This window comes from Paenibacillus woosongensis (assembly GCF_009725165.1).
GTDB classification, from domain to species: Bacteria; Bacillota; Bacilli; order Paenibacillales; family Paenibacillaceae; genus Fontibacillus; species Fontibacillus woosongensis.
Genome location: NZ_WNZW01000001.1, coordinates 272,825 through 292,882, shown reverse-complemented (window position 1 = coordinate 292,882; position 20,058 = coordinate 272,825). Strand labels below are relative to the sequence as shown.

Genomic DNA, 20,058 nt, shown 5'->3' with positions numbered 1-20,058 from the left:
TGATAGGTATATTGATAGTTATTAATTTTTAAGGAGAGAGCAGGCTATGATTAAACATATTGTATTGTTCAAGCTAAAGGATTCTTCGCCGGAGAGCATTGAGAGAACGGCTGGCGTTCTTCGCGATATGGAAGGAAAGATCGAGCAGCTTCGCAGCATCGAGGTAGGGATCGACGTCGTCAAGTCTTCGCGTTCTTACGATATAGCGCTGGTTACCACATTTGATTCCCTTGAGGATCTGCAGGGCTATCAAGTGCACCCTGTGCATAAGAAAGTGATCGAGCATATGGCGGAAGCCAGAGAGAGCCAGGTTGCTGTTGATTTTGAATTCTAATACGGCACGTGGAAGGAGGAGACTTTCGTGTATTACGTTAATCGGGAACAAATCGAGCGCAGATTACATATGCTGCCGGAAATTGTACAGGTTCTGAATTCACCGGATACGTTAGAGGCTCAGAATTCAAGGCTCTTGGAACGTTACGCCATAGAGAGAGCGCTTCATCTGGCGCTGGAAATCGTTACGGATGTAGGGAGCTATTTAATCGATGGCTTTATTATGCGGGATGCAAGCAGTTATGAGGACATCATCGATATTATGCTGGACGAGAAAGTGGTGGACGCGGGCCTGCATGCTGTTTTGATCGAGCTGGTACGTCTGCGCAAGCCGCTGGTGCAGGAGTATTTTGCCGTCGACCGCGGGGCAGTTGCAGCTCTCTTGAAGCAATTGAAGGAAGCAGGGGCGCTTACTGTCTTTGCTGAGCGCGTTCGTGCATATTTGGATCAGGAAGGAATCGAGAGCTGACCGGCTTGCAGGAAATTATCCCAAAATGTCCTCTTCACGTTGTGTCGAAACAAGCATCTGCTGCTTATAATGAATTAACTATATAGGCATTAGCCCTGATGTACGGGCGTGCCGCATAAGGAGAGATGTATCGTGAGCAAAGGAAACAAAGGGTGGATATGGGGCGCAGCCATCGGTACGATTGTCGGTTCGGTTACGGCGCTGCTGTTTGCTCCTAAACCGGGAAAAGAGCTCCGCAAGGATATTGCTGACGGGGCGCGTCAGGTCGGAGAGAAAACAGGCGAGATTGCCGGCAAGGTTACTGAACAGAGCGTTCATTTGGCCGAGATTGTAAAGGAAACCGCTGGAAATATCATTCATGACATTCAGGCCTGGCGTGAGAGCAAGGGCGAGGAAGAAAACCCGGATGAAGGCAAGGAAGTGCAGATCTCCGCATTCCCTGGGGAGAACGAAACCGAAGAAGCGGAAGCGTTCGCAGCTGCAGCCATCGAAGCCGACGCTGACGAAGCTGCTGAAATAGCCGAAGCTACCGAGCAGACGGCCCTGGCTGAGAATGAGGATAAGGATACAATCCAAGCATAATCGAATCGCCGAATATGATGAAGAAAAGGACCCTGCAGGGTCTTTTTTCTCGCATTTAGCAGGACAGGCTCCCGTGTTCGTTCCTTGTCACGTTCTCGTGGCATGGGGTAATATTAATTAGTACACTTTAGGATGAACGGTCATAAAGTAACGTAAAGCATCTAAACTATAATAAAAGGAAGCGGTATGTTCGTGCAGCAAGCCATCGCAATATTAGACTCGGGAGTGGGCGGTCTTACCGTGGCCAAAGAAGTCATGAGACAGCTCCCCAGAGAGAAAATCATCTATTTCGGGGATACCGCCCGATCTCCATACGGGCCCCGGTCTCCGGAAGAGGTCACTTTGTTTACCGAGCAAATCGTGGACTATTTGATTCAATTCAATCCGAAAATGATTGTCATCGCGTGCAACACTGCAACAGCAGCTGCACTCGAGCACATTAAGAAGAAGGTAAGCATCCCGGTCATCGGGGTAATACATCCTGGGGCAAGGGCTGCGATCAGCGCCACAAAGACGGGCCGGGTCGGGGTGATCGGTACGGTCGGCACGATTAATAGCGGAGCGTATATTACGGCTTTGAAGGAGCTCAATCCCGCGATCGACGTGGAGAGCGAAGCGTGCCCGGATTTTGCTCCCCTGGTGGAGAAGGGGCAGTTCGAGACACCGGAGGCACAACTGGTCGTGGAGCATTCGCTGCAGGAAATGAAGCAGCATCCGATCGATTGCCTGATCCTCGGGTGCACGCACTATCCATTCCTGAAGCGTTCGATTCAGGCAGTCATGGGGCCGAAGGTGAAGCTGATCAGTTCCGCAGACGAGACCGCGCGCGAGATCAGCACCGTGCTGTATCAGAAAGGGCAGCTGGCCCGGGGCAATGAAAGTCCGATTCATCAGTTTTTTTGCAGCGGGGATTCGGAAATGTTCAACAAAATCGCCCGCCAGTGGCTGGGGGAGCAGATCGAGCTTACCCCCATCGTATGGCAGGTTTCCACGCCTTCCTAAGCTGGAAAATGCGAACAACCTTTGCCGGCAGGAGTTATCCGGCAAAGGTTGTTTTTGTGTCAGCTCGCTAATAAGCCAAGCGTAGTGTAAGCAATATTACAATAAAAAATAACGCTAAAATGGATGAAGGAGGATAATGATGCAGCTGCTCGCCATGTTGACGATGCTGATCGATCATGTAGGATTGCTCTTTTTTCCCGATCAGCCCCTCTGGAGAATCATAGGCCGAATCGCATTTCCCCTATATGCTTACGCTTTGGCGCTAGGGCATCGGCATACATCCTCGCGCGGCAAATACGTGCTCCGGCTGCTCGGTATCGCGGCGTTGTCGCAAATTCCGTATCAACTGGCTTTTGATACGAATGAATTGAATGTCGTCTTCTCGCTTTGCGCAGCGGCGATCCTGCTTCGTGTGCTCGATGGGCTATCTCCAAGCTGGATCTCCTACGCGCTGATTGCCCTGGTTTGTGCGCTGTTCGAGGTGTTTCCCTTCGAATATGGAGCATATGGACTGCTTCTCATGCTTATATTCAATTATATGAAGCCCGGTCCGATGCTCGTCGGAATGCATTTATTATTGAACTTGGCTGCGCTGTTTGCTTACGGCTGGGTCATCCAGCTCTTTAGCATCATTCCGACGATGATCATTGCGTACGGGCCGAATTTATGGAGAAGGCTGGAGTCGTGGCGGATGCCTCGCTGGCTCTGGAGAACGTTCTACCCGGCGCATTTGGCCGTGCTTGCCGTGATCGTTCACCTTATTGGCGAGTAGCTGCTGGCCGACCCGGCGCTCAATAAAGGAGGAATAGAGGTGTTGGCGTCAGTAAGCAATGGCCTGGAGCCTATCGTGCGCATCCATAAAGGATACCGCTATGAGGACGGGATAGCCGATATTAGACAGCTGCAAGGACGTTACGGCTGTCTAAGGCGCGTGGAGGTTGGCAAAAGCGTGCTCGGCAAATCCATCGATGCACTCGTGCTAGGAAGCGGGGAGGAGTGCGTTCATGTGAACGCCTCGGTTCATGCCAATGAGTGGATTACGACGCCGCTGCTGCTTCGCTTCATCGAAGAGCTGGCGGCTGAGCTGGAATCCTCGTCCGGCAGGGGAGAGGCCGGCAGGCTGACCGAGGGTCTGCTGGACCGGATAACGCTATGGGCGGTGCCGATGGCCAATCCAGACGGTATAAATTTGTCGCAGGATGGCTTATGGCCGGAATGTCCCTATAGGGAGCACCTCTTATCGTGGAACAGCGGTGTGGAAGATTTCAGCCGCTGGAAGGCAAATATCCGCGGCGTCGATCTTAACGATCAATTTCCCGCGGGCTGGGAGGAGGAGCGAGCCCGGCGCAGTACGGGCGGCCCAGCCCCTCAGGACTACGGGGGAAGCGCGCCGCTAAGCGAGCCGGAAGCCGCCGCGCTCGCCAGCCTGACGCGAAGGTTGGGGTTCAGCAGAGTAGCGTCGCTGCATACCCAGGGGCGTGAAATTTATTGGAATTACCGGGACCTGGAGCCGGATGGCTCCGAAGCTTTAGCCGATAGGCTAGCCCAGGCCAGCGGATATAGGGCGGTGAAGCTTACAGGCAGCGATGCAGGTTACAAGGACTGGTTCATTAGCGAATTTCGCCGTCCCGGCTTTACGATCGAAGCGGGGGTTGGCGTCAACCCGCTGCCGGCAGGGCAATTTGAGGCAATTTATGGAGAAATCAAGCCGCTGTTGACCGAGTTTATCCGGGGGTAACCCCCGGATTTGCTTTTTTAAATGGCCTAAATTAGGGTATTGTAATGAATAAGCCATACCGGCCATAATGAATGATAAGGCGATGGCGCAAAGAGGAGGGGGAAGCAGTTGTGAAATGGAGAAGATTGTGGTCGCTCCGGCATTGGTCGCATATATTCCGCCGCGTTCCAAGGCTGCTTGCCTCATCGCGGGTTCCTGTATGGGACAAGCTGCTGCTGATCGTTCCAGCCCTGGCCTATTGGGTGCTGCCGGACGTATTGCCGTTTATTCCGATAGACGATATGGCCGTGACAATGCTGCTGATGGACTGGTTCGTGGGGAGAGCCGAGCGCAAGCATCCGTTAACCTAATCAGGCAGAGGGGAGACATGCTTGCGTGAACCGTTGACATTCTTTACAATAGGAATGTTAGGTAGTCATAAGAAGATAGGAGCGATCATATGAGCGTAAAAATTACCCGCAATGCGGCGAAGGTGATAAAGAGGGAATTGGATAAAGAAGAGAACAAGGGTCTTGTGCTGAAAGTGTTCATCACTCATGCTCATGGGGATCACGCCCATTACGGACTCGATTTGGTCAAGCCTGCCGAGACGGACCAAATCGTAGCTACGGATAAGGACATCGACGTCGTTATTGATCTGAACGAACCGCTTCTTGAAGGCGTGAAGATCGACTATCTATATTTTCCGGAGGAAGGCTTCGTTATTACGAATCCATCCAAAGGAAATCACGGTGATCACTAGCACTTTGAAAGAAGAAGGGATTCAGCATGGCTAATGACATTCGCATATGCGATAAATGCAATCATATACGGATGAAGACGTTCGTGCCCAAGCTGCAGAAGCTGGCGCCGGACGCGGAGATTAAGGTTGGCTGCAAATCTTATTGCGGCCCATGCGGGAAGCGGGCGTTCGTATACATTAACGGACGCTACATCAGCGCTCCGACCGAAGACGAGGTACTGACCAAGGCGGCTCCTTTCGTGAAGAAGCCCAAATAAAGCGTTGAAAGAAGCATCCGAACCAAGAAGAGCTGCTTATTTCTCTTGCGAGATAAGCAGCTCTTCTTTGCGTTGCGGGCAGGGAGCAGGATGTAAGGATCAACAAAGATCAATTTAGCGATACTCCCGGAGCAGATTGTACTGGATGACCCGGTCCGATATGGACAGGCGCAGTTTCGCTTCTTCATAACCTCGACGGCACTGCTCTATATCTGTCAGCTCTCTTGTGTCGAGGCTGTAGCAATCCCCGTGCTCGAAGAGGCCATCGGCGGAAGGAGTGTAGTACACGCGCCCATCGGTAAATGCCCCCGAGCGCAGCGCGACGAAGCGGTCTCCGCTTCCAAATAAATCGTTGCCCATCATGTAATAGGAATCGGTCTTAATTCCGAGCAGATGAAGAATAGAGGGCGCCATGTCCAGCTGTCCCGCTGGCTCCTGGTACACGCCGGCTTGTCCGTTGTCCGGCAGATGAATTATAAGGGGCACCTGATTCATAATTTGATGCATGTCGAGCTCTGACAATGATCTGCCCAGGAACTGCTCATAAGGCCCTTTATCCTTAAGCGAATTATCATGATCCCCGTATACATACAGAATCGTATGATCCCATATCCCTTTCTGCTTCATTCCTTCGATGAGCTGTCCTAAGGCTTCATCGGCATAGTGAACGGATTCTAGATAGCTGCCGAAGAGGGTTCCCTGGAATTCGCCGACATCTAGCTTGCGTTCTGAGGCCGGCAGCTGATAGGGGTGATGGCTTGTCAGAGTTACTAGAAAGGCATAGAAGGGCTGCCCGCTGTCCCGCGTCATGAAGTCGAGCGACTGGCGGAAGAAGGATTTGTCCCCAAGCGACCAGCCGAGCGGTTCATCCATCATGTAGTGCTTTTTGTGATAAAAATGATCATAGCCCATCGCCTTGTACATGGCATTGCGGTTCCAGAAGCTGCCTTCGTACGCATGGTAAGCCCCTGTCTCATAGCCGTGTTCGCCTAGTATTTGCGGGAGCATATCGTAATTGTGATTCGGAAAGCGGACGAAGACTGAGCCCGTAGGCAGCGGGTGCAGGGAGCTGTTCGAGGAAAAATCAGCATCTGAGGTACGCCCTTGCCCTGTCTGATGATAATAGCCCGCAAAGTACATGCTGTCCTTCATGAGCTGGTTGAGATGAGGTGTGATTTCCTCTCCGCCGATCTGTTTCCCAATTACAAAATTCATCAGGGCTTCCACCTGAACGACGATGACATTGCTATCCTTATAAGCGGCAAAAGTATCGTTATGTGCCTTGCGCTTCTCTGCGGCTTCGCGGAACCAGCGCTTGATTTCCTCGTGTTCTTCTGCGGTTAGTGCTGGCTTGCTGCTCAAATGCTCCTTGGCGTAGCGGTAAGCATCGTAATAATGGAACCCGAACAGCCCGGTGATATTATATAGGGACAAATTCCACCAGTTGCCCGTAAATAACTCGCCGGCCCAGGTGTTCTTGTAATGCTGGATCGGCCCGATCGTCAGGACATATCCAAGCACAAAGGCCAGCAGTCCCATAAGCAGGCGGGCCATCGGCCGTTTTCCGCCTTTTGCATAGGAGGCGCCAGTATTGCCGTTGCTGTCCTGCTGTAGACGCTGAGAATTGAGCCGCCGGCGAAGAAGCCAGGCGCCAAGAATGACAGCCGCGATCAACCAGTCGGCGGCAAGCCATATGTCGCTAGGCATGATCAGGGAGGAGATGCTCTCGCCAAGTTCTCCGACCTGGCCCGCTTGAAGGAGGACAGGCACCGTAATAAAATCCCTGAAATACCGGTAGTACACAAGGTCGGCGAAAATAACGCCCGTAAGCAGGACATTCAGCAGCGCGAGGGCTGTCGAACGGGCGCGGGTGCTCAGCCATAGCGTCCAGAAGGAGGCAAGGATCAGCGATCCGATCGCGATGAGGTTATCCAGCCGGTTCATATCTATATTGTTCGCATTTAAGTTGTGATGCAGATAGCGGAGCTTCCAGAACAAGGCGAAGACGAATAAAGGATACTCGAGATGGCGATAGCGCAAAATGCCCGGAATCAGCCGCCATAGACGCATGCAGCCGAATTTCGATGAACGGCCTGGATGCTTCGGCACAGGTCCTCAACTCCTTTCAAAGGGAAACCCCTTCCCGGGCATTAATGCCGCGGAGGAAGGGGACCCAGAAATTGCAGATATTGGCACTCGATTCGGCCGTTGAACAGCTTGCGGCGTTTGTCTGCCTTGCGCTGAAAATCATGCTCGAATTGCTTGGTAGGCGTGAGTGCAAAGAACGACCAGGTCGGAAGCCCGGCTGCCACCCGGCCAAGCTGGGAAATCAGCTTGCGGACTTCCTTCTCCTCACCGATCCGCTCGCCGTACGGCGGGTTCGTGATCAGGCAGCCGTAGTCGCCCTGGGGCTGTATTCTGGCTGCTGGCAGAACCTCAAAAGCGATCTCCTTGCCGAGCCCGGCGCTCTTGGCGGAAGCCGTGGCTATCTCGATCGCATTCGGATCAATGTCGCTGCCGGCGATGTTCAGCGGGATATCATCCTGTACCGCGTCGAACGCTTCTTCGCGCGCTTGCTGCCACAGTTCCTCAGGAAGGACTGGCCACCCCTCGGCGTTGAAGGAACGGCGCAGCCCAGGGGCGATATTCCAGCCGATCATCGCGGCTTCAATCGGCAGTGTCCCTGATCCGCAGCAAGGGTCATAGAAAGGGCGCGACGGATTCTGATTCCAGCGGCTGAGCAAAATCATGGCGGCAGCCATGGTCTCCTTCAGAGGAGCTTCAGTCGCCAGCTTGCGGTAGCCGCGTTTATGCAATGCCGGTCCGGTCGTATCGAGCGTCAGCAGCGCTATGTCATTCAGCAGATTGATTTCAATGACGTAGCGCGGTCCGGTTTCCTCGAACCATTCGGTGCGGTAGGATTCCTTGAGCTTCTCGACAATCGCTTTTTTGACAATTCCCTGGCATGCGGGAACGCTGCTTAACTGGGATTTGTGGGAACGGCCTTCGACGGGGAACTCGCCATGGGCCGGAATCCAGTCCTGCCAAGGGAGCGCCTTTGTTCCTTCGAACAGCTCATCGAACGTGACCGCAGAGAATTCACCCATTTTGATTAGCACGCGATCTGACGTGCGCAGCCATAAGTTGCAGCGGCAAATGTCAATGAAATCTCCGGTGAAATTCACCCGCCCGTTCTCAACCTTCGTATCTTCGTACCCCAGTTCTTTAAGTTCCCTAGCCACGACGGCTTCAAGTCCCATAGGGGAGGTCGCGATTAATTGCAGTGGACCTGGCATATGAATATATCAACTCCGTTTTGTCAGTTGTAGTCATCGTCTAAAAACCATACAATTCAGTATAGGACAATGTCAATGAAGATACAAACGAATTCGGCAAGAATTCAGGCTGAGAGGAGCATCCGATTTTATGTTAACCCCTGAACAATACAGCGAGGAATTATACGCTGAGGATGAACAGTTGAATAAAGTGAAGCAATCGATTGAAGACAGCGGAATCAGGGACGTATCGGTCGTCCCGGGCTACGGCAGGCTGCTGACTTTGCTGGTCAAGTCCTCCGGGGCCAAGTCGGCTCTGGAAATCGGCGCGCTGGGCGGATACAGCGGAATTTGCCTGGCGAGAGGACTTTCCGAGGGCGGGAAGCTCGTCTCATTGGAGCTGAAGGAAGAGAATGCAGCTTTGGCCCGCAGCAATATGGCGGCAGCCGGTTACGGAGAGATTGTGGACTATCGGGTCGGTCCGGCCCTGGACAGCCTGATCGAGCTGGAGCGGCAGGAGCGGCGGTTCGACTTCTTCTTTATCGATGCAGACAAAGAGAATTACCCGGTATATTTGGAATATGCGATCAAATTGGCACTACCCGGGGCGATCATCGCCGGGGACAACACGCTGCTGCGCGGCCGAACCCTGAACCCGGACAAAAACGGCCCTGCCGTACTTGCCATGCGCAAGTTCAATGAAATGATTGCCCGGGACGAACGTCTCCTAAGCACCTTTTTACCGGCCTTTGACGGTCTAGCTCTAGCGCTCGTTAAATAATGTTTATTTTGCATACTGCATACATGTGAGTTTGCAATGTAAAAGAAATAACCTCGCCGCTTTGGCGAGGTTATTTTGCAGGTAAAGACGAACATCAAGCGGCTGAAAGAATGCGAATGTTGTTGTGCTTCCACACAGGTGAAACACCGCCTTCAGCCTTGCTTCAAAGAGCCCAGCTTCGGCTTCGAATACAGCTTCAAGCGGACCCAGACGGTGTTGCATAAGAGAAGCACGCCGGAAATGATGAAGATGCCCTCAATGCCAATATAGCCGGACAAAAAGCCTCCGATCAAAGCGCCAAGCATGTTCCCCAGCGCGAGCGTGCTGCTGTTGAAGCCGAAAGCCCGGCTCTCCATGCCGTCGGGCGTATAATGCCGGATAAGTGCGTTAACGCTGGGCAGAAGGCCGCCCATGAATATACCCAACAGGAAGCGGACGATGATCAGCTGCCAGACGCTCTGCACGAAGGCCTGAGGAATCAGCGTTGCGGCGGCTCCGATCAGGCAGTACGTCAAAATGCGGTGCGCCCCGATTTTGTCGCTGACTCTCCCCAGCACGGGCGAGGTAATCATATTCGATATGCCGGTAGCGGCGGTGACCATGCCCGCCCAGAACGGCACGTTAGCGGCGATGCCGTGTAAATGCTCCACATATATCGGCAGGAGCGACATCGGGCTTAACATGGCGAATTGCAGCAGAAAGGTTACTGCGAACAGCGATGTGAGCTGAGGCGTTTTATTCAGCTCCATGAACCCCTGCAAAATGGAGATTTGCGGGACATGAGCCGCTTCCTCGCGATCGAAGCTCTCGCGAACAAACAGCATGGCGAGGACCGAGGCAACGAACAGCAGGATGCCCGTAATATAGAATATTGGCCGGAATCCGACCCATTCGGCCAGCAGTCCGCCGATCAGCGGACCGAGAATCGTCCCGGCGACGATGCCGGATTGCACCACGCCCATGGCAAAGCCCATCCGCTCCTTGGGCGCGGTTCCTGAGACGAGTGCGACCGCGGCGGGATTGAATCCCGAAATCGTTCCGTTCAGCATGCGCAGAGCCAGTAAATGCCAGGGCTGTGTCGCGAAGCCCATCAATGTGATGACGATCGCCATCCCGAAGCCGGAGCGCAGCAGCATGATTTTGCGGCCGTAGCGATCGGCGAGCTTGCCCCAAATCGGCTGGAAAATAAATGCCGTGGCAAAATTCGCAGCAAAAATCGATCCTGCCCAGAAACCGATGGCTTGCTCGCCCTGCACATTCAAATCCCTTGCGAGGTATAGAGACAGAAACGGAGTGATCATGGTCATGCCTGCGTTGACGAGGAACTGACCGAACCAAAGCACAAGGACGTTCACTTTCCAGGTATTGTCCTTCACTTGTTCTCACATCCTTTCTCTTTCCGTACGGTCTAGTTGCACCTCATTTGCACCTCATTATTGTGTTCAAACTTATCCAATTATATCATAATGACGGCATCGGCCTGATTAAGGATGTCATAGTATTGTCATCGGATGCTGAAGTGTGACAGTTGTTACTTACTTTTAAAAAGGGCATAATGTAATTTAGGGAAATTTTAAATATTGGGGGCTTGCTTACATGAGTTACAATGACCGGTTTATTCGTGCCTGTTACAGGCAGGAAGTTGATCGTGCTCCTGTTTGGTATATGCGACAGGCGGGAAGATACGATCCGGAGTACCGCAAGATCAAGGAAAAGTACAGCTTGCTTGAAATTTGCCTTCAGCCTGAGCTAGCCGCTGAAGTAACGCTTATGCCTGTCAAAAAGCTAGGCGTTGACGCCGCCATTTTATATTCAGATATTATGAATCCAGTTGCTTCTATTGGTATTGATTTTGATATCGTCAAGGATGTCGGTCCGGTTATCCATAATCCGATTCGGACGAAAGCCGATATTGACCGGCTGAAGCCGATTGATGTCGAGAACGATTTGTCCCACATTTTGAAGACGATTTCGATCCTGGACAAAGAGCTGGACGTTCCGCTGATTACGTTTGCCGGAGCGCCGTTTACGCTCGCCAGCTACTTGATCGAAGGCCGTCCATCCAAAAATTACATCCGTACAAAAAGCCTGATGTACGGTGAGCCGCAGCTTTGGCATAATCTGATGGAGAAGCTCGGCGATATGGTGATCACCTATTTGCGCGCCCATATCAAGAACGGAGGCAAGGCATTCCAGGTGTTCGACAGCTGGGTTGGCGCATTATCGGCCAAGGATTTTGAAATCTATGTCCTGCCGACGGTTAAACGTATTTTTGCCGAGCTTCGGGATCTGGATGTTCCGAAAATTTATTTTCCAGGCGTAAGCTCCGGAGAACTGCTGCCGACATTACCGGGCCTTGAGGCTGATGTCATCGGCGTGGACTGGCGTGTTCCGCTTCGCGAAGGCCGCCTTCGGACGGGTGGGAAGTATGCCATCCAAGGCAATTTAGATCCTTTAGTATTAACCGCGCCTATGGAAGTTATTAAGGATTATGCCCGGGAAATCATCGATCAGGGCGTCGAGTCGCCAGGGTTCATTTTCAATCTGGGTCATGGGCTGTTCCCCGAAGCATCGCTGGACAAGCTCCGCGAGCTGACAGAGTACGTTCATGAATACTCTGCCGAAGCAATCGCCCGTCAGAAACAGCAGACGGTATAATTCCAATTTAGAACATTAAGTCAGAGGTGAAGAGAGTCATGAACAAAATTGGTGTATTGGTAATGTCCTACGGAACGCCGGAGAGCCTGGATCAGGTAGAAGCCTATTATACGCATATCCGACGCGGTAATCCGCCTACGGAGGAACAGCTGAAAGAGCTTAAAGACCGCTACGAAGCGATCGTGGGAGGCGTGTTCCCTCTTCGGGCCAACACGGACAGCCAGGTTGCAGCCCTGCAGGAGACGCTGGATCGGCTCAATCCGGACAAAGAGCAACAATTCGTATGCTATCAGGGCTTGAAGCATGCGCGCCCATTTATCGAGGATGGTGTAGCCAAAATGGCTGAAGACGGAATTACGGAAGCGGTCGGCATCGTCCTGGCGCCCCATTATTCCGTGATGAGCGTTGGCGGCTATATCAAGCGCGCCCAGGCCAAGGCCGAGGAATGCGGCCTGAAAATGAAGTTCATCGAGAGCTATCACCTTCATCCGAAGCTGATTCAGGCCTTCGCCGAACGCGTATCCGCCAAGCTGGATTTGTTCGAAGAGGCGGGAGCCGAGCGCGGCAAGGTCAAAGTATTGTTCAGCGCGCACAGCCTGCCGGAGAAAATCCTGGCTATGGGCGATCCTTACCAGGATCAGCTTTTGGCCACCTCCGCCGCTGTTGCGGAGAAGGCAGGAGCAGGCTCCTGGCAGTTTACTTGGCAAAGCGCGGGTCGTACCGCTGTGCCTTGGCTGGGTCCGGATATTCTCGATACACTCCGCACCCTTAGCCAGGAGCAGGTTGAGGATGTGCTCGTAGCGCCGGTCGGCTTCGTATCCGACCACCTCGAGATATTGTACGATCTGGATATCGAAGCGAAGGCCATCGCCAAGGAGCTCGACATCCGGCTGGAACGGATCGATTCTTTAAACACTGATCCGTTATACATGGAGACATTAAGTGAGGTCATCCTTAACACTCAGGCAAAGGAATGAGGAGTATATGAGCGATGCGTCCCGCAAGGTAGTCATTGTCGGCGGGGGCTTGACCGGACTTAGCGCGGCTTTCTATATCCGCAAATATTATAAGGAAAAGGGATGCAAGCCGGAAATAACGATCATCGAAAAGGATAAAGTCCTTGGCGGCAAGATCGAAACTTTGCATCGCGACGGCTTCGTCATCGAGAAAGGGCCGGACTCGTTCCTGGCCCGCAAGACGGCGATGGTCGAACTGGCCAAGGAGCTTGAAATCGATCACGAGCTGGTCACGACAAATCCCGAAGCAAAGAAGACGTATATCGTCAATCAGGGCCGGCTGCACCCGATGCCGCCCGGTCTAGTGCTCGGAGTTCCGACAGAAATCGGCCCCTTTCTGAGATCCGGGCTCGTCAGCTGGAGCGGAAAGCTTCGGGCGCTGATGGATCTCGTGCGAGCGCCACGAAAGAGCACGGAAGACGAGTCGCTAGGGAACTTTATTGAACGCCGCCTTGGAGCTGAAGTGTTAAGCAATATGACGGAGCCGCTGCTTGCGGGCATTTATGCAGGGGATACATATCGTCTTAGCCTGCAATCGACGTTCCCGCAGTTCGGTGAAATGGAGCGTAAGTACGGCAGCCTGATCAAGGGAATGATGACGGGCAAAAAGCCTGTAGAGACGCATACCGGAACGAAGAAAAGCGCCTTCCTGACCTTCCGTCAAGGACTGCAAAGCCTGGTGCATGCTCTTGTCCATGACTTGGACGATGTGGAGCAGCGGCTGGACTCTGCGGTTAGCGCGATTGAGCAACACAGCGGCGAGCAGCCAGGCTATGAGGTCGTTCTCGCTTCTGGCGAAAGGATTGCTGCCGACGACGTGGTTGTGACGACGCCGGCGTTTGCTGCCGCCGATTTGCTGCGGCCGCTCGTTGACGTCACCGAGCTGGACGCCATTAACTATGTTTCTGTAGCAAACGTAGTGCTTGCTTTCGAGCGGGAGGACGTCAGCGGATCGTTTGACGGTTCGGGCTTCCTGGTTCCCCGCAAGGAGGGACGCAATATTACGGCCTGTACGTGGACGGGCGTGAAGTGGCTGCACACCAGCCCCGAGGACAAGATGCTCCTCCGCTGCTATGTCGGACGCTTCGGCGATGAGGAGAAAGTGTCTTATCCGGACGAGGAGCTGATCGCGCTGGTCAGGAAAGACTTGCGGGAGCTGATGAATATTACGGCAGAGCCGCTGTTCGCAGAAATTACCCGCCTGCCGAAGTCCATGCCGCAGTATCCTGTGAATCATTTGCGGCATATTGCCGAGTTCAGGTCCCGGCTGAACAGGATGTTGCCCGGCATTTACGCTACGGGCGCTGCTTTTGAAGGCGTCGGCCTGCCGGATTGCATCCGCCAAGCTAAAGAATTGGCCGGACAAATGGCCGACCGGCTTGCCCGCTAGAAACCACTGAGTAGGAATAACCGCTGAAACAAGAACCCCTCCGCTTGAAAATAGGCGAGGGGTTCTATTTATTTAAGGTTACCTGATATAATAAAATCAATGGTGCAATGAATTTGCTCCTCATTTTTTTTGGCAAGATAAGAATGAGCATTCAGGCCACCCGGGCTCTGAGCGAGAAATAAAGGAGTTTGCGATGTACCCACCAAGATCAGATAAATACCGCAAGCGAAAACAGGAGAGGCAGCGCAGGTACAGCCGGTTCTGGCTTACAATCAATGTGTCGCTGATCATTGCGATCATTGCTCTGGGCGCCTATTACTACGTCGGAGAGATCATTGCTCCGAACAAGGAGGGCAGCCAGGATCCGGCTTCGGTTCAGCATCCTGCCGATCACACAGCGGATCCGCCGAACGAGGGCGGTGGCCTGTCCAGGACGGACGAAACCAATTCTGGCCATGATACGGATCCTGCGCAAAGCGTCGATCCGACTAGCGGCAAGGCTGGAGAGGGGATGGATTCAGGCCAGTCTCCACCGCCTTCAGATGAGGATGACGGCGGGTTACTTGTGCCAGGCGAACAGGAGCCTGAGGAGATGCTGCACCTACATTTCGCCGGAGACACGATTTTCTCGGGAAGCATTGCATCGAAGCTGGAGAAGGAAGGCTATCATTATCCTTATGAATATATTCGTGACTTGTTCGAAAGCGACGACTTAAGCGTGCTGAACCTGGAGACTCCGGTTACGGATCGCGGAACGCCGGCGGAGGATAAATCCTTCGTGTTCAAGGCGCCGCCCAAAGTGCTGTCCCCGATGCGTGATGCGGGGGTGGATGCCGTCAACCTGGCCAATAACCATACGCTGGACCAAGGCGTCGAAGGATTGCTCGATACGACAAAGCATTTGCATGATCATAACATCCATTACTTCGGAGCAGGGAAAAATAAACAGGAAGCCTATGCCCCTTTGTATCTAGAACGAAAAGGAATTACAATTGCGCTTTGCGGGTTTAGCCGCGTCATCCCCCATTCAGATTGGGCGGCAGGGAAGAACAAGCCGGGCCTGGCCGTTGCCTATGATTCGGCGGAGGCCGTTAAGGCGGTGCAGAGCGCCAGGCAAAATGCTGACCTAGTTATCGTTGTGGCCCACTGGGGGAAGGAACGGACGACGAAACTGGAGAAGCATCAGAGCTCGCTGGCTCACGCATTTATCGATGCCGGGGCGGATCTGATTATCGGCGGCCATCCTCACGTGCTTCAAGGCATGGAGCGTTATAAAGGCAAATGGATCGTTTACAGCACCGGTAATTTTATTTTCACCAAAAAATCATCGGCTCCCGATACTTGGGATACTGCCATATTTGAAGCCAAATGTTCGAAGAAGGGCGATTGCCAGATGAAGCTGCTGCCTTTCCGTACGGAAGTCGGCCAGCCGGTTCCGCTGCAGGGCGAGGAAGGGGCGGAGGTTCTCAGAAAGGTGGAGAGCCTGTCTAAAAATATCGCTATTGACGCCAGCGGCGCCGTGCACAGTTTGATTGACGGTTAACGAATGGCTGAAGGAGGCCTCAGGAATGAACAACTTATGCGTGGCACACCGGGGCTTCTCGGGCAAAGCACCGGAGAATACGATGGCTGCAATGCAAATGGCAATGCAGTTTCCTTTTGTGCAATGGGTTGAAGTTGACGTGCAGCTAAGCAAGGATGGCATTCCGGTACTCATTCATGATTTCACGTTGAATCGGACAACTAACGGACGCGGCCCCGTCAGAGAGAAGACGCTAGCAGAGCTGAAGCAGCTGGACGCCGGCAGCTGGAAATCCAGGGTGTTCAGGGAGGAGCGTCTGATAACGCTCGAAGAGTTCTTGAAAGCGGCATGCGGGAGGCTGCGGGCGAATATCGAAATCAAGACCCAGGGGAATATGTACCCGGGGATTGAAGAGAAGGTGGTTGCGGAGATCAAGCGCCACCAAATGGAGCATGATGTGGTGCTCACTTCTTTCGAACCGCGGATTTTGGCCAGGATCAAAGAAACTGCGCGCGGCATCCGCACCGGACTCATCATCGAAGGAAGGCCTAAGGATTTGCTGCTGAGGCTGCAATTGCTGCGCTGCTCCTTTCTATCGATCAGCCACCGCCACTTAACCGCCGAGCTTGCTTCCCGTGCGGCAAAGCTGGGAATCACGGTCATGGCTTGGACGATCGATGATGCGCGGACAATGCAGCGGGTTGCCGCGCTGCATAAGGACATTCTTATATGTACGAACCGGCCTGACATCTGGCAAGAGGCCATGCTCTAGTTTAATCAGAAATGAACAATTAGGAGGCGCTTCTTTAGATGAAACAACTAATCGGAAACATATACTGCGTTGGACGCAATTACAGGCTGCATATCGAGGAGCTGGGGAATGACGTTCCGTCCGAACCGATGATTTTCATGAAGCCGTCGCACGCGGCAGTTCCGATGGATGGCAGTGCGATTGAGCTGCCGGAGGGACGAGGTGAGGTTCATTATGAGGCAGAGCTCGTCCTGCGCATCGGCCGGGATTACACGCCGGGCGTTACCGTTGATGAACTGGTTGACGTCATCGCATTTGGCATCGACTTTACGCTGCGCGACGTTCAGAACAAGCTGAAGGACAAAGGGCATCCTTGGACAGCGGCCAAAGCATTCCTGAATTCGGCGCCAATGACGCCTTACATGGCTTTTCCTGGAGTCGAGGACACCGCGGGGCAGGATTTCGTACTTCGGAAGAACGGAGAGGTCGTTCAGCGAGGAAATATTAGCAACATGATTTTTCCGCTGCAGCAAATCGTTGATTATATCGCGAACCATTATGGGCTCGGCGAAGGCGATCTGATCTTCACAGGCACCCCCGAGGGAGTCGGACCTGTCGCGAGCGGGGACAAGCTGGAGCTGGCTTACGGCGGCCAGATTCTTGGCAGTTGCACTGTTCTGCTTGGCTCAGGCTCGAATTCATAAAATGAACTGGATCATTGGAGCGGTATGCGCGCTGGCTGTGTCAGCGGCGGCTTATTGGAAACGGTCTCTCAGCCTGTCAGGGATGGCTGCTGCGGCCGTCATGGGCACGGTGTACTTCGGGGCCGGGAATGTGTTCTGGTTCGGAATATTGCTATTGTTCTTTATTTCGTCAAGCGCATTCTCCAAGCTGAAGGCGAGCCGGAAGTCGGAGGCGGAGAAGAGCTACGCCAAAACGGGCACAAGAGACGCTGGACAAGTGATGGCCAACGGGGGGCTGGGAATGGCTGCCTGTATAGGCCATGCGCTCTGGCCTAACCCCGGATGGGCCTTGTTTTTTGTCGGGACGATGGCTTCGGTAACAGCGGATACCTGGGCTACGGAATGGGGCAGTCTCAGCAAGAAGCCTCCAAGATCGATTATGGACGGCCAGCCGATAGCCCCGGGCACGTCGGGAGGAGTATCGCTGCTTGGCAGCTCGGCGGCGCTGGCAGGCGCGCTGTTTATCGGCGGGGCGGCCGGCCTGCTTGGACTATGGAGCGGTCAGACGGCTTACGTCCATCCGCCGCTGCTTGGTTTTATCGTCATCGGCGGCTTGTCGGGTTTTGCCGGAGCCATGCTTGATTCATATTTAGGGGCAACGCTGCAGAGCATGTACCGCTGCCGGGTATGCGGCCGCAGCGTCGAAACGGCCAGGCACTGCGGGGAGGATACAGTGCCCCAGCGTGGCTGGGGCTGGATGAATAATGATATGGTGAACATGATTAGCTCGCTTGCGGCGGGCGGTCTTGCTGTAGTTATGGGAAGCTGGCTGTACTGAAGGTTTAGAAGCTACGTATTTCATGCAAAGTAGGGAACGAAATGAATATTTTAACGGTTGAACAAATTTCAAAGAGCTACGGGGAAAAGGTGCTTTTTCAGGACGCGTCATTTGGAATGGAGGAGCATGACAAAATTGGCGTCATTGGCGTCAATGGGACAGGGAAGTCCACCTTCCTGCGCATTGTGGCCGGACTGGAGCAGCCGGATACTGGCCGGGTGGCGGTAAACAACGATATACGGATTGCCTGTCTACCCCAGAATCCTGATTTTGACCCGGAGACGACGGTTCTGCGGCAGGTATTCCAGGGCGGCGACCCGATGCTGCAGATTGTATCCGCATATATCGAAGCGGTGGAGCGGCTGGAGCTGCACCCGGCGGATGAACGGCTGCAGGCCGAGGTAACAAGGCTAAGTCAGGAAATGGACAGGCTGCAGGCCTGGAGCCTGGAAAGTGAAGCAAAGAGTGTGCTGTCCAAGCTCGGAATCACGGACTTCGGCGCGAAGGTTGGGGAACTATCGGGCGGGCAGCGTAAGCGGATCGCCTTGGCTTCGGCGCTGATCGTGCCCTCTGAGCTGCTGATTCTTGACGAGCCGACGAACCATATCGATAATGATTCGGTGGCCTGGCTGGAGTCTTACCTGCAAAGACGGCGCGGCGCACTGCTTCTCATTACGCATGACCGGTATTTCCTCGATCGGGTATGCAATGTCATGCTAGAGCTGGATCACGGGCGATTGTTCCGCTATGAAGCGAACTACAGCCGCTTCCTGGAGCTAAAGAGCGAGAGGGAGGAACGGGAGGCATCGGCGGAGCAGAAGCGGCAGAATCTGCTGCGCACGGAGCTGGCCTGGATTCGCCGAGGTGCTAAGGCAAGGACGACAAAGCAGAAGGCGAGAATTGAACGGTTTGAGAAACTGCAGCAGGAGAGAACCGAATATAAGAGCGAACAGCTCGATATTTCGGTGGCCTCGACGCGGCTGGGGCGCAAAATCGTGGAAATCTTCGAACTAAGCAAGTCGGCCGGGGAACGCGCTCTGATCCGGGAGCTGACCTATACGGCGGTACCCGGCGACCGCGTCGGTATTGTTGGCCCGAACGGCAGCGGCAAATCGACGCTGCTCAACATGATCGCAGGGTTAATTGAGCCGGATCAGGGCTATGTCGAGCTGGGGCAGACGGTGAAGCTGGGCTTCTTCACACAGGAGCATCAGGAGATGGATAACAAGCAGAGGGTCATCGAATACATTAAGGAGGAAGCCGAGGTCGTCACGACGGCAGACGGATCGCGGATTACCGCGGCGCAGATGCTGGAGAGGTTTCTGTTCCCGCCGGCGATGCAGTGGACGCCGATCGGGAAGCTGTCGGGCGGCGAGAAGCGCCGGCTGTATTTGCTTCGCGTCTTGATGGGCGCGCCAAATGTGCTGCTGCTGGACGAGCCGACGAACGATCTTGACATTCAGACGCTGACCGTCCTGGAAGCTTATTTAGACGAGTTTCCGGGCGCTGTGTTCGTCGTATCCCATGACCGCTATTTCCTCGACCGTACCGTGGATAAAATTATGGCGTTTGAGGGTGAGGGCGTTGTAGCGGTTCATGTCGGCGATTACAGCGATTATGCCGAGCGGGTACAGCAGCTTGGCAAGTCCTCTGATACGGGAATCGATTCTGCTGGCGGGAAAGGCAAAGGGGCCTCTACGGCGGCTCCAGGAGCAGGAAGCTCCGAAGGCGGGACGACGGGAGGTTCGGGCAGTCAAAGAGATCAATCCCGCATCGAGCGAGTGAAGTTCAGTTATAATGAGCAGCGGGAGTATGAAGCGATCGATGGTCTCGTTGAAGCGGCGGAGCAGCGGCTTGCCGGCATCGCCTCGGCTATGGAGCAGGCGGTCAGCGATGCCTCTAGGCTGCAGGAGCTGATGAAGGAGCAGCAGGAAGCGGAGGCCGAGCTGGAGCGGCTGATGGACCGCTGGACCTATTTGAACGAGCTGGCGGAGAAAATTGAGCAGCAGAAAAGTTAAGAC

The 20,058-nt window shown here is 53.9% G+C and carries 21 protein-coding genes; 18 read left to right on the top strand and 3 right to left on the bottom strand.

Annotation, left to right across the window (positions count from 1 at the left end; all coding sequences use genetic code 11):
• Positions 1 to 46 precede the first annotated feature (46 nt).
• From GNP95_RS01455 to GNP95_RS01415, 9 genes are all read left to right on the top strand, one after another.
• Positions 47 to 334, top strand: a complete 288-nt coding sequence (locus GNP95_RS01455) for a Dabb family protein (RefSeq protein WP_155609145.1) — start codon at positions 47 to 49, stop codon at positions 332 to 334.
• A 27-nt stretch (positions 335 to 361) separates the two neighbouring features.
• Positions 362 to 802, top strand: a complete 441-nt coding sequence (locus GNP95_RS01450) for a DUF86 domain-containing protein (RefSeq protein ID WP_330163216.1) — start codon at positions 362 to 364, stop codon at positions 800 to 802.
• Between the two features lie 132 nt (positions 803 to 934).
• A complete protein-coding gene (locus tag GNP95_RS01445; protein WP_330163215.1) occupies positions 935 to 1,384 on the top strand; it encodes a YtxH domain-containing protein in 450 nt (149 codons plus the stop codon).
• Positions 1,385 to 1,570: 186 nt separating this feature from the next.
• Positions 1,571 to 2,386, top strand: coding sequence for a glutamate racemase (racE, locus tag GNP95_RS01440; protein ID WP_155609144.1), 816 nt, complete (start codon positions 1,571 to 1,573; stop codon positions 2,384 to 2,386).
• A 136-nt stretch (positions 2,387 to 2,522) separates the two neighbouring features.
• Positions 2,523 to 3,158, top strand: coding sequence for a TraX family protein (locus tag GNP95_RS01435; RefSeq protein WP_330163214.1), 636 nt, complete (start codon positions 2,523 to 2,525; stop codon positions 3,156 to 3,158).
• Positions 3,159 to 3,200: 42 nt separating this feature from the next.
• The gene (locus GNP95_RS01430) at positions 3,201 to 4,124 is read left to right on the top strand and encodes a M14 family metallopeptidase (RefSeq protein ID WP_230873626.1); all 924 of its coding nucleotides are present in this window, start codon (positions 3,201 to 3,203) and stop codon (positions 4,122 to 4,124) included.
• 110 nt (positions 4,125 to 4,234) lie between these two features.
• Positions 4,235 to 4,474: a YkvA family protein gene (locus GNP95_RS01425; RefSeq protein ID WP_330163213.1), complete on the top strand. Its 240-nt coding sequence runs from the start codon at positions 4,235 to 4,237 to the stop codon at positions 4,472 to 4,474.
• A gap of 89 nt (positions 4,475 to 4,563) precedes the next feature.
• On the top strand, positions 4,564 to 4,866 hold the full coding sequence (locus GNP95_RS01420; RefSeq protein WP_155609140.1) for a HesB/IscA family protein: 303 nt from the start codon (positions 4,564 to 4,566) through the stop codon (positions 4,864 to 4,866).
• Positions 4,867 to 4,892: 26 nt separating this feature from the next.
• Positions 4,893 to 5,123, top strand: a complete 231-nt coding sequence (locus GNP95_RS01415) for a YuzB family protein (RefSeq protein WP_155609139.1) — start codon at positions 4,893 to 4,895, stop codon at positions 5,121 to 5,123.
• A gap of 114 nt (positions 5,124 to 5,237) precedes the next feature.
• Here the strand turns inward: GNP95_RS01415 and GNP95_RS01410 are convergent, their stop codons facing one another.
• Positions 5,238 to 7,193: an LTA synthase family protein gene (locus GNP95_RS01410; protein WP_155609974.1), complete on the bottom strand. Its 1,956-nt coding sequence runs from the start codon at positions 7,191 to 7,193 to the stop codon at positions 5,238 to 5,240.
• A gap of 80 nt (positions 7,194 to 7,273) precedes the next feature.
• Positions 7,274 to 8,419 (bottom strand): THUMP domain-containing class I SAM-dependent RNA methyltransferase, encoded by a 1,146-nt coding sequence (locus tag GNP95_RS01405; RefSeq protein ID WP_155609138.1) that lies wholly within the window; start codon positions 8,417 to 8,419, stop codon positions 7,274 to 7,276.
• A gap of 130 nt (positions 8,420 to 8,549) precedes the next feature.
• Here GNP95_RS01405 and GNP95_RS01400 point away from each other — a divergent pair, with 130 nt between their 5' ends.
• Positions 8,550 to 9,179: a class I SAM-dependent methyltransferase gene (locus GNP95_RS01400; protein WP_155609137.1), complete on the top strand. Its 630-nt coding sequence runs from the start codon at positions 8,550 to 8,552 to the stop codon at positions 9,177 to 9,179.
• A 152-nt stretch (positions 9,180 to 9,331) separates the two neighbouring features.
• On the opposite strand, the gene GNP95_RS01395 is transcribed toward GNP95_RS01400, so the two are convergent.
• On the bottom strand, positions 9,332 to 10,555 hold the full coding sequence (locus GNP95_RS01395) for an MFS transporter (RefSeq protein WP_330163211.1): 1,224 nt from the start codon (positions 10,553 to 10,555) through the stop codon (positions 9,332 to 9,334).
• Between the two features lie 220 nt (positions 10,556 to 10,775).
• Here GNP95_RS01395 and hemE point away from each other — a divergent pair, with 220 nt between their 5' ends.
• From hemE to GNP95_RS01355, 8 genes are all read left to right on the top strand, one after another.
• On the top strand, positions 10,776 to 11,837 hold the full coding sequence (gene hemE, locus GNP95_RS01390) for a uroporphyrinogen decarboxylase (protein ID WP_155609136.1): 1,062 nt from the start codon (positions 10,776 to 10,778) through the stop codon (positions 11,835 to 11,837).
• A gap of 38 nt (positions 11,838 to 11,875) precedes the next feature.
• The gene (gene hemH / locus GNP95_RS01385) at positions 11,876 to 12,814 is read left to right on the top strand and encodes a ferrochelatase (protein ID WP_155609135.1); all 939 of its coding nucleotides are present in this window, start codon (positions 11,876 to 11,878) and stop codon (positions 12,812 to 12,814) included.
• 7 nt (positions 12,815 to 12,821) lie between these two features.
• On the top strand, positions 12,822 to 14,243 hold the full coding sequence (hemG, locus tag GNP95_RS01380; RefSeq protein WP_155609134.1) for a protoporphyrinogen oxidase: 1,422 nt from the start codon (positions 12,822 to 12,824) through the stop codon (positions 14,241 to 14,243).
• A 193-nt stretch (positions 14,244 to 14,436) separates the two neighbouring features.
• The gene (locus tag GNP95_RS01375; RefSeq protein ID WP_155609133.1) at positions 14,437 to 15,786 is read left to right on the top strand and encodes a CapA family protein; all 1,350 of its coding nucleotides are present in this window, start codon (positions 14,437 to 14,439) and stop codon (positions 15,784 to 15,786) included.
• A 25-nt stretch (positions 15,787 to 15,811) separates the two neighbouring features.
• Positions 15,812 to 16,537 (top strand): glycerophosphodiester phosphodiesterase, encoded by a 726-nt coding sequence (locus GNP95_RS01370; RefSeq protein ID WP_155609132.1) that lies wholly within the window; start codon positions 15,812 to 15,814, stop codon positions 16,535 to 16,537.
• Positions 16,538 to 16,575: 38 nt separating this feature from the next.
• On the top strand, positions 16,576 to 17,220 hold the full coding sequence (locus tag GNP95_RS01365; RefSeq protein ID WP_155609131.1) for a fumarylacetoacetate hydrolase family protein: 645 nt from the start codon (positions 16,576 to 16,578) through the stop codon (positions 17,218 to 17,220).
• A gap of 1 nt (position 17,221) precedes the next feature.
• Complete coding sequence (locus GNP95_RS01360) at positions 17,222 to 18,037, top strand: DUF92 domain-containing protein (protein ID WP_155609130.1); 816 nt, start codon at positions 17,222 to 17,224, stop codon at positions 18,035 to 18,037.
• 41 nt (positions 18,038 to 18,078) lie between these two features.
• Entirely contained in the window at positions 18,079 to 20,055 is a 1,977-nt protein-coding gene (locus tag GNP95_RS01355; RefSeq protein ID WP_155609129.1) for an ABC-F family ATP-binding cassette domain-containing protein, read from the top strand.
• Positions 20,056 to 20,058 lie beyond the last annotated feature (3 nt).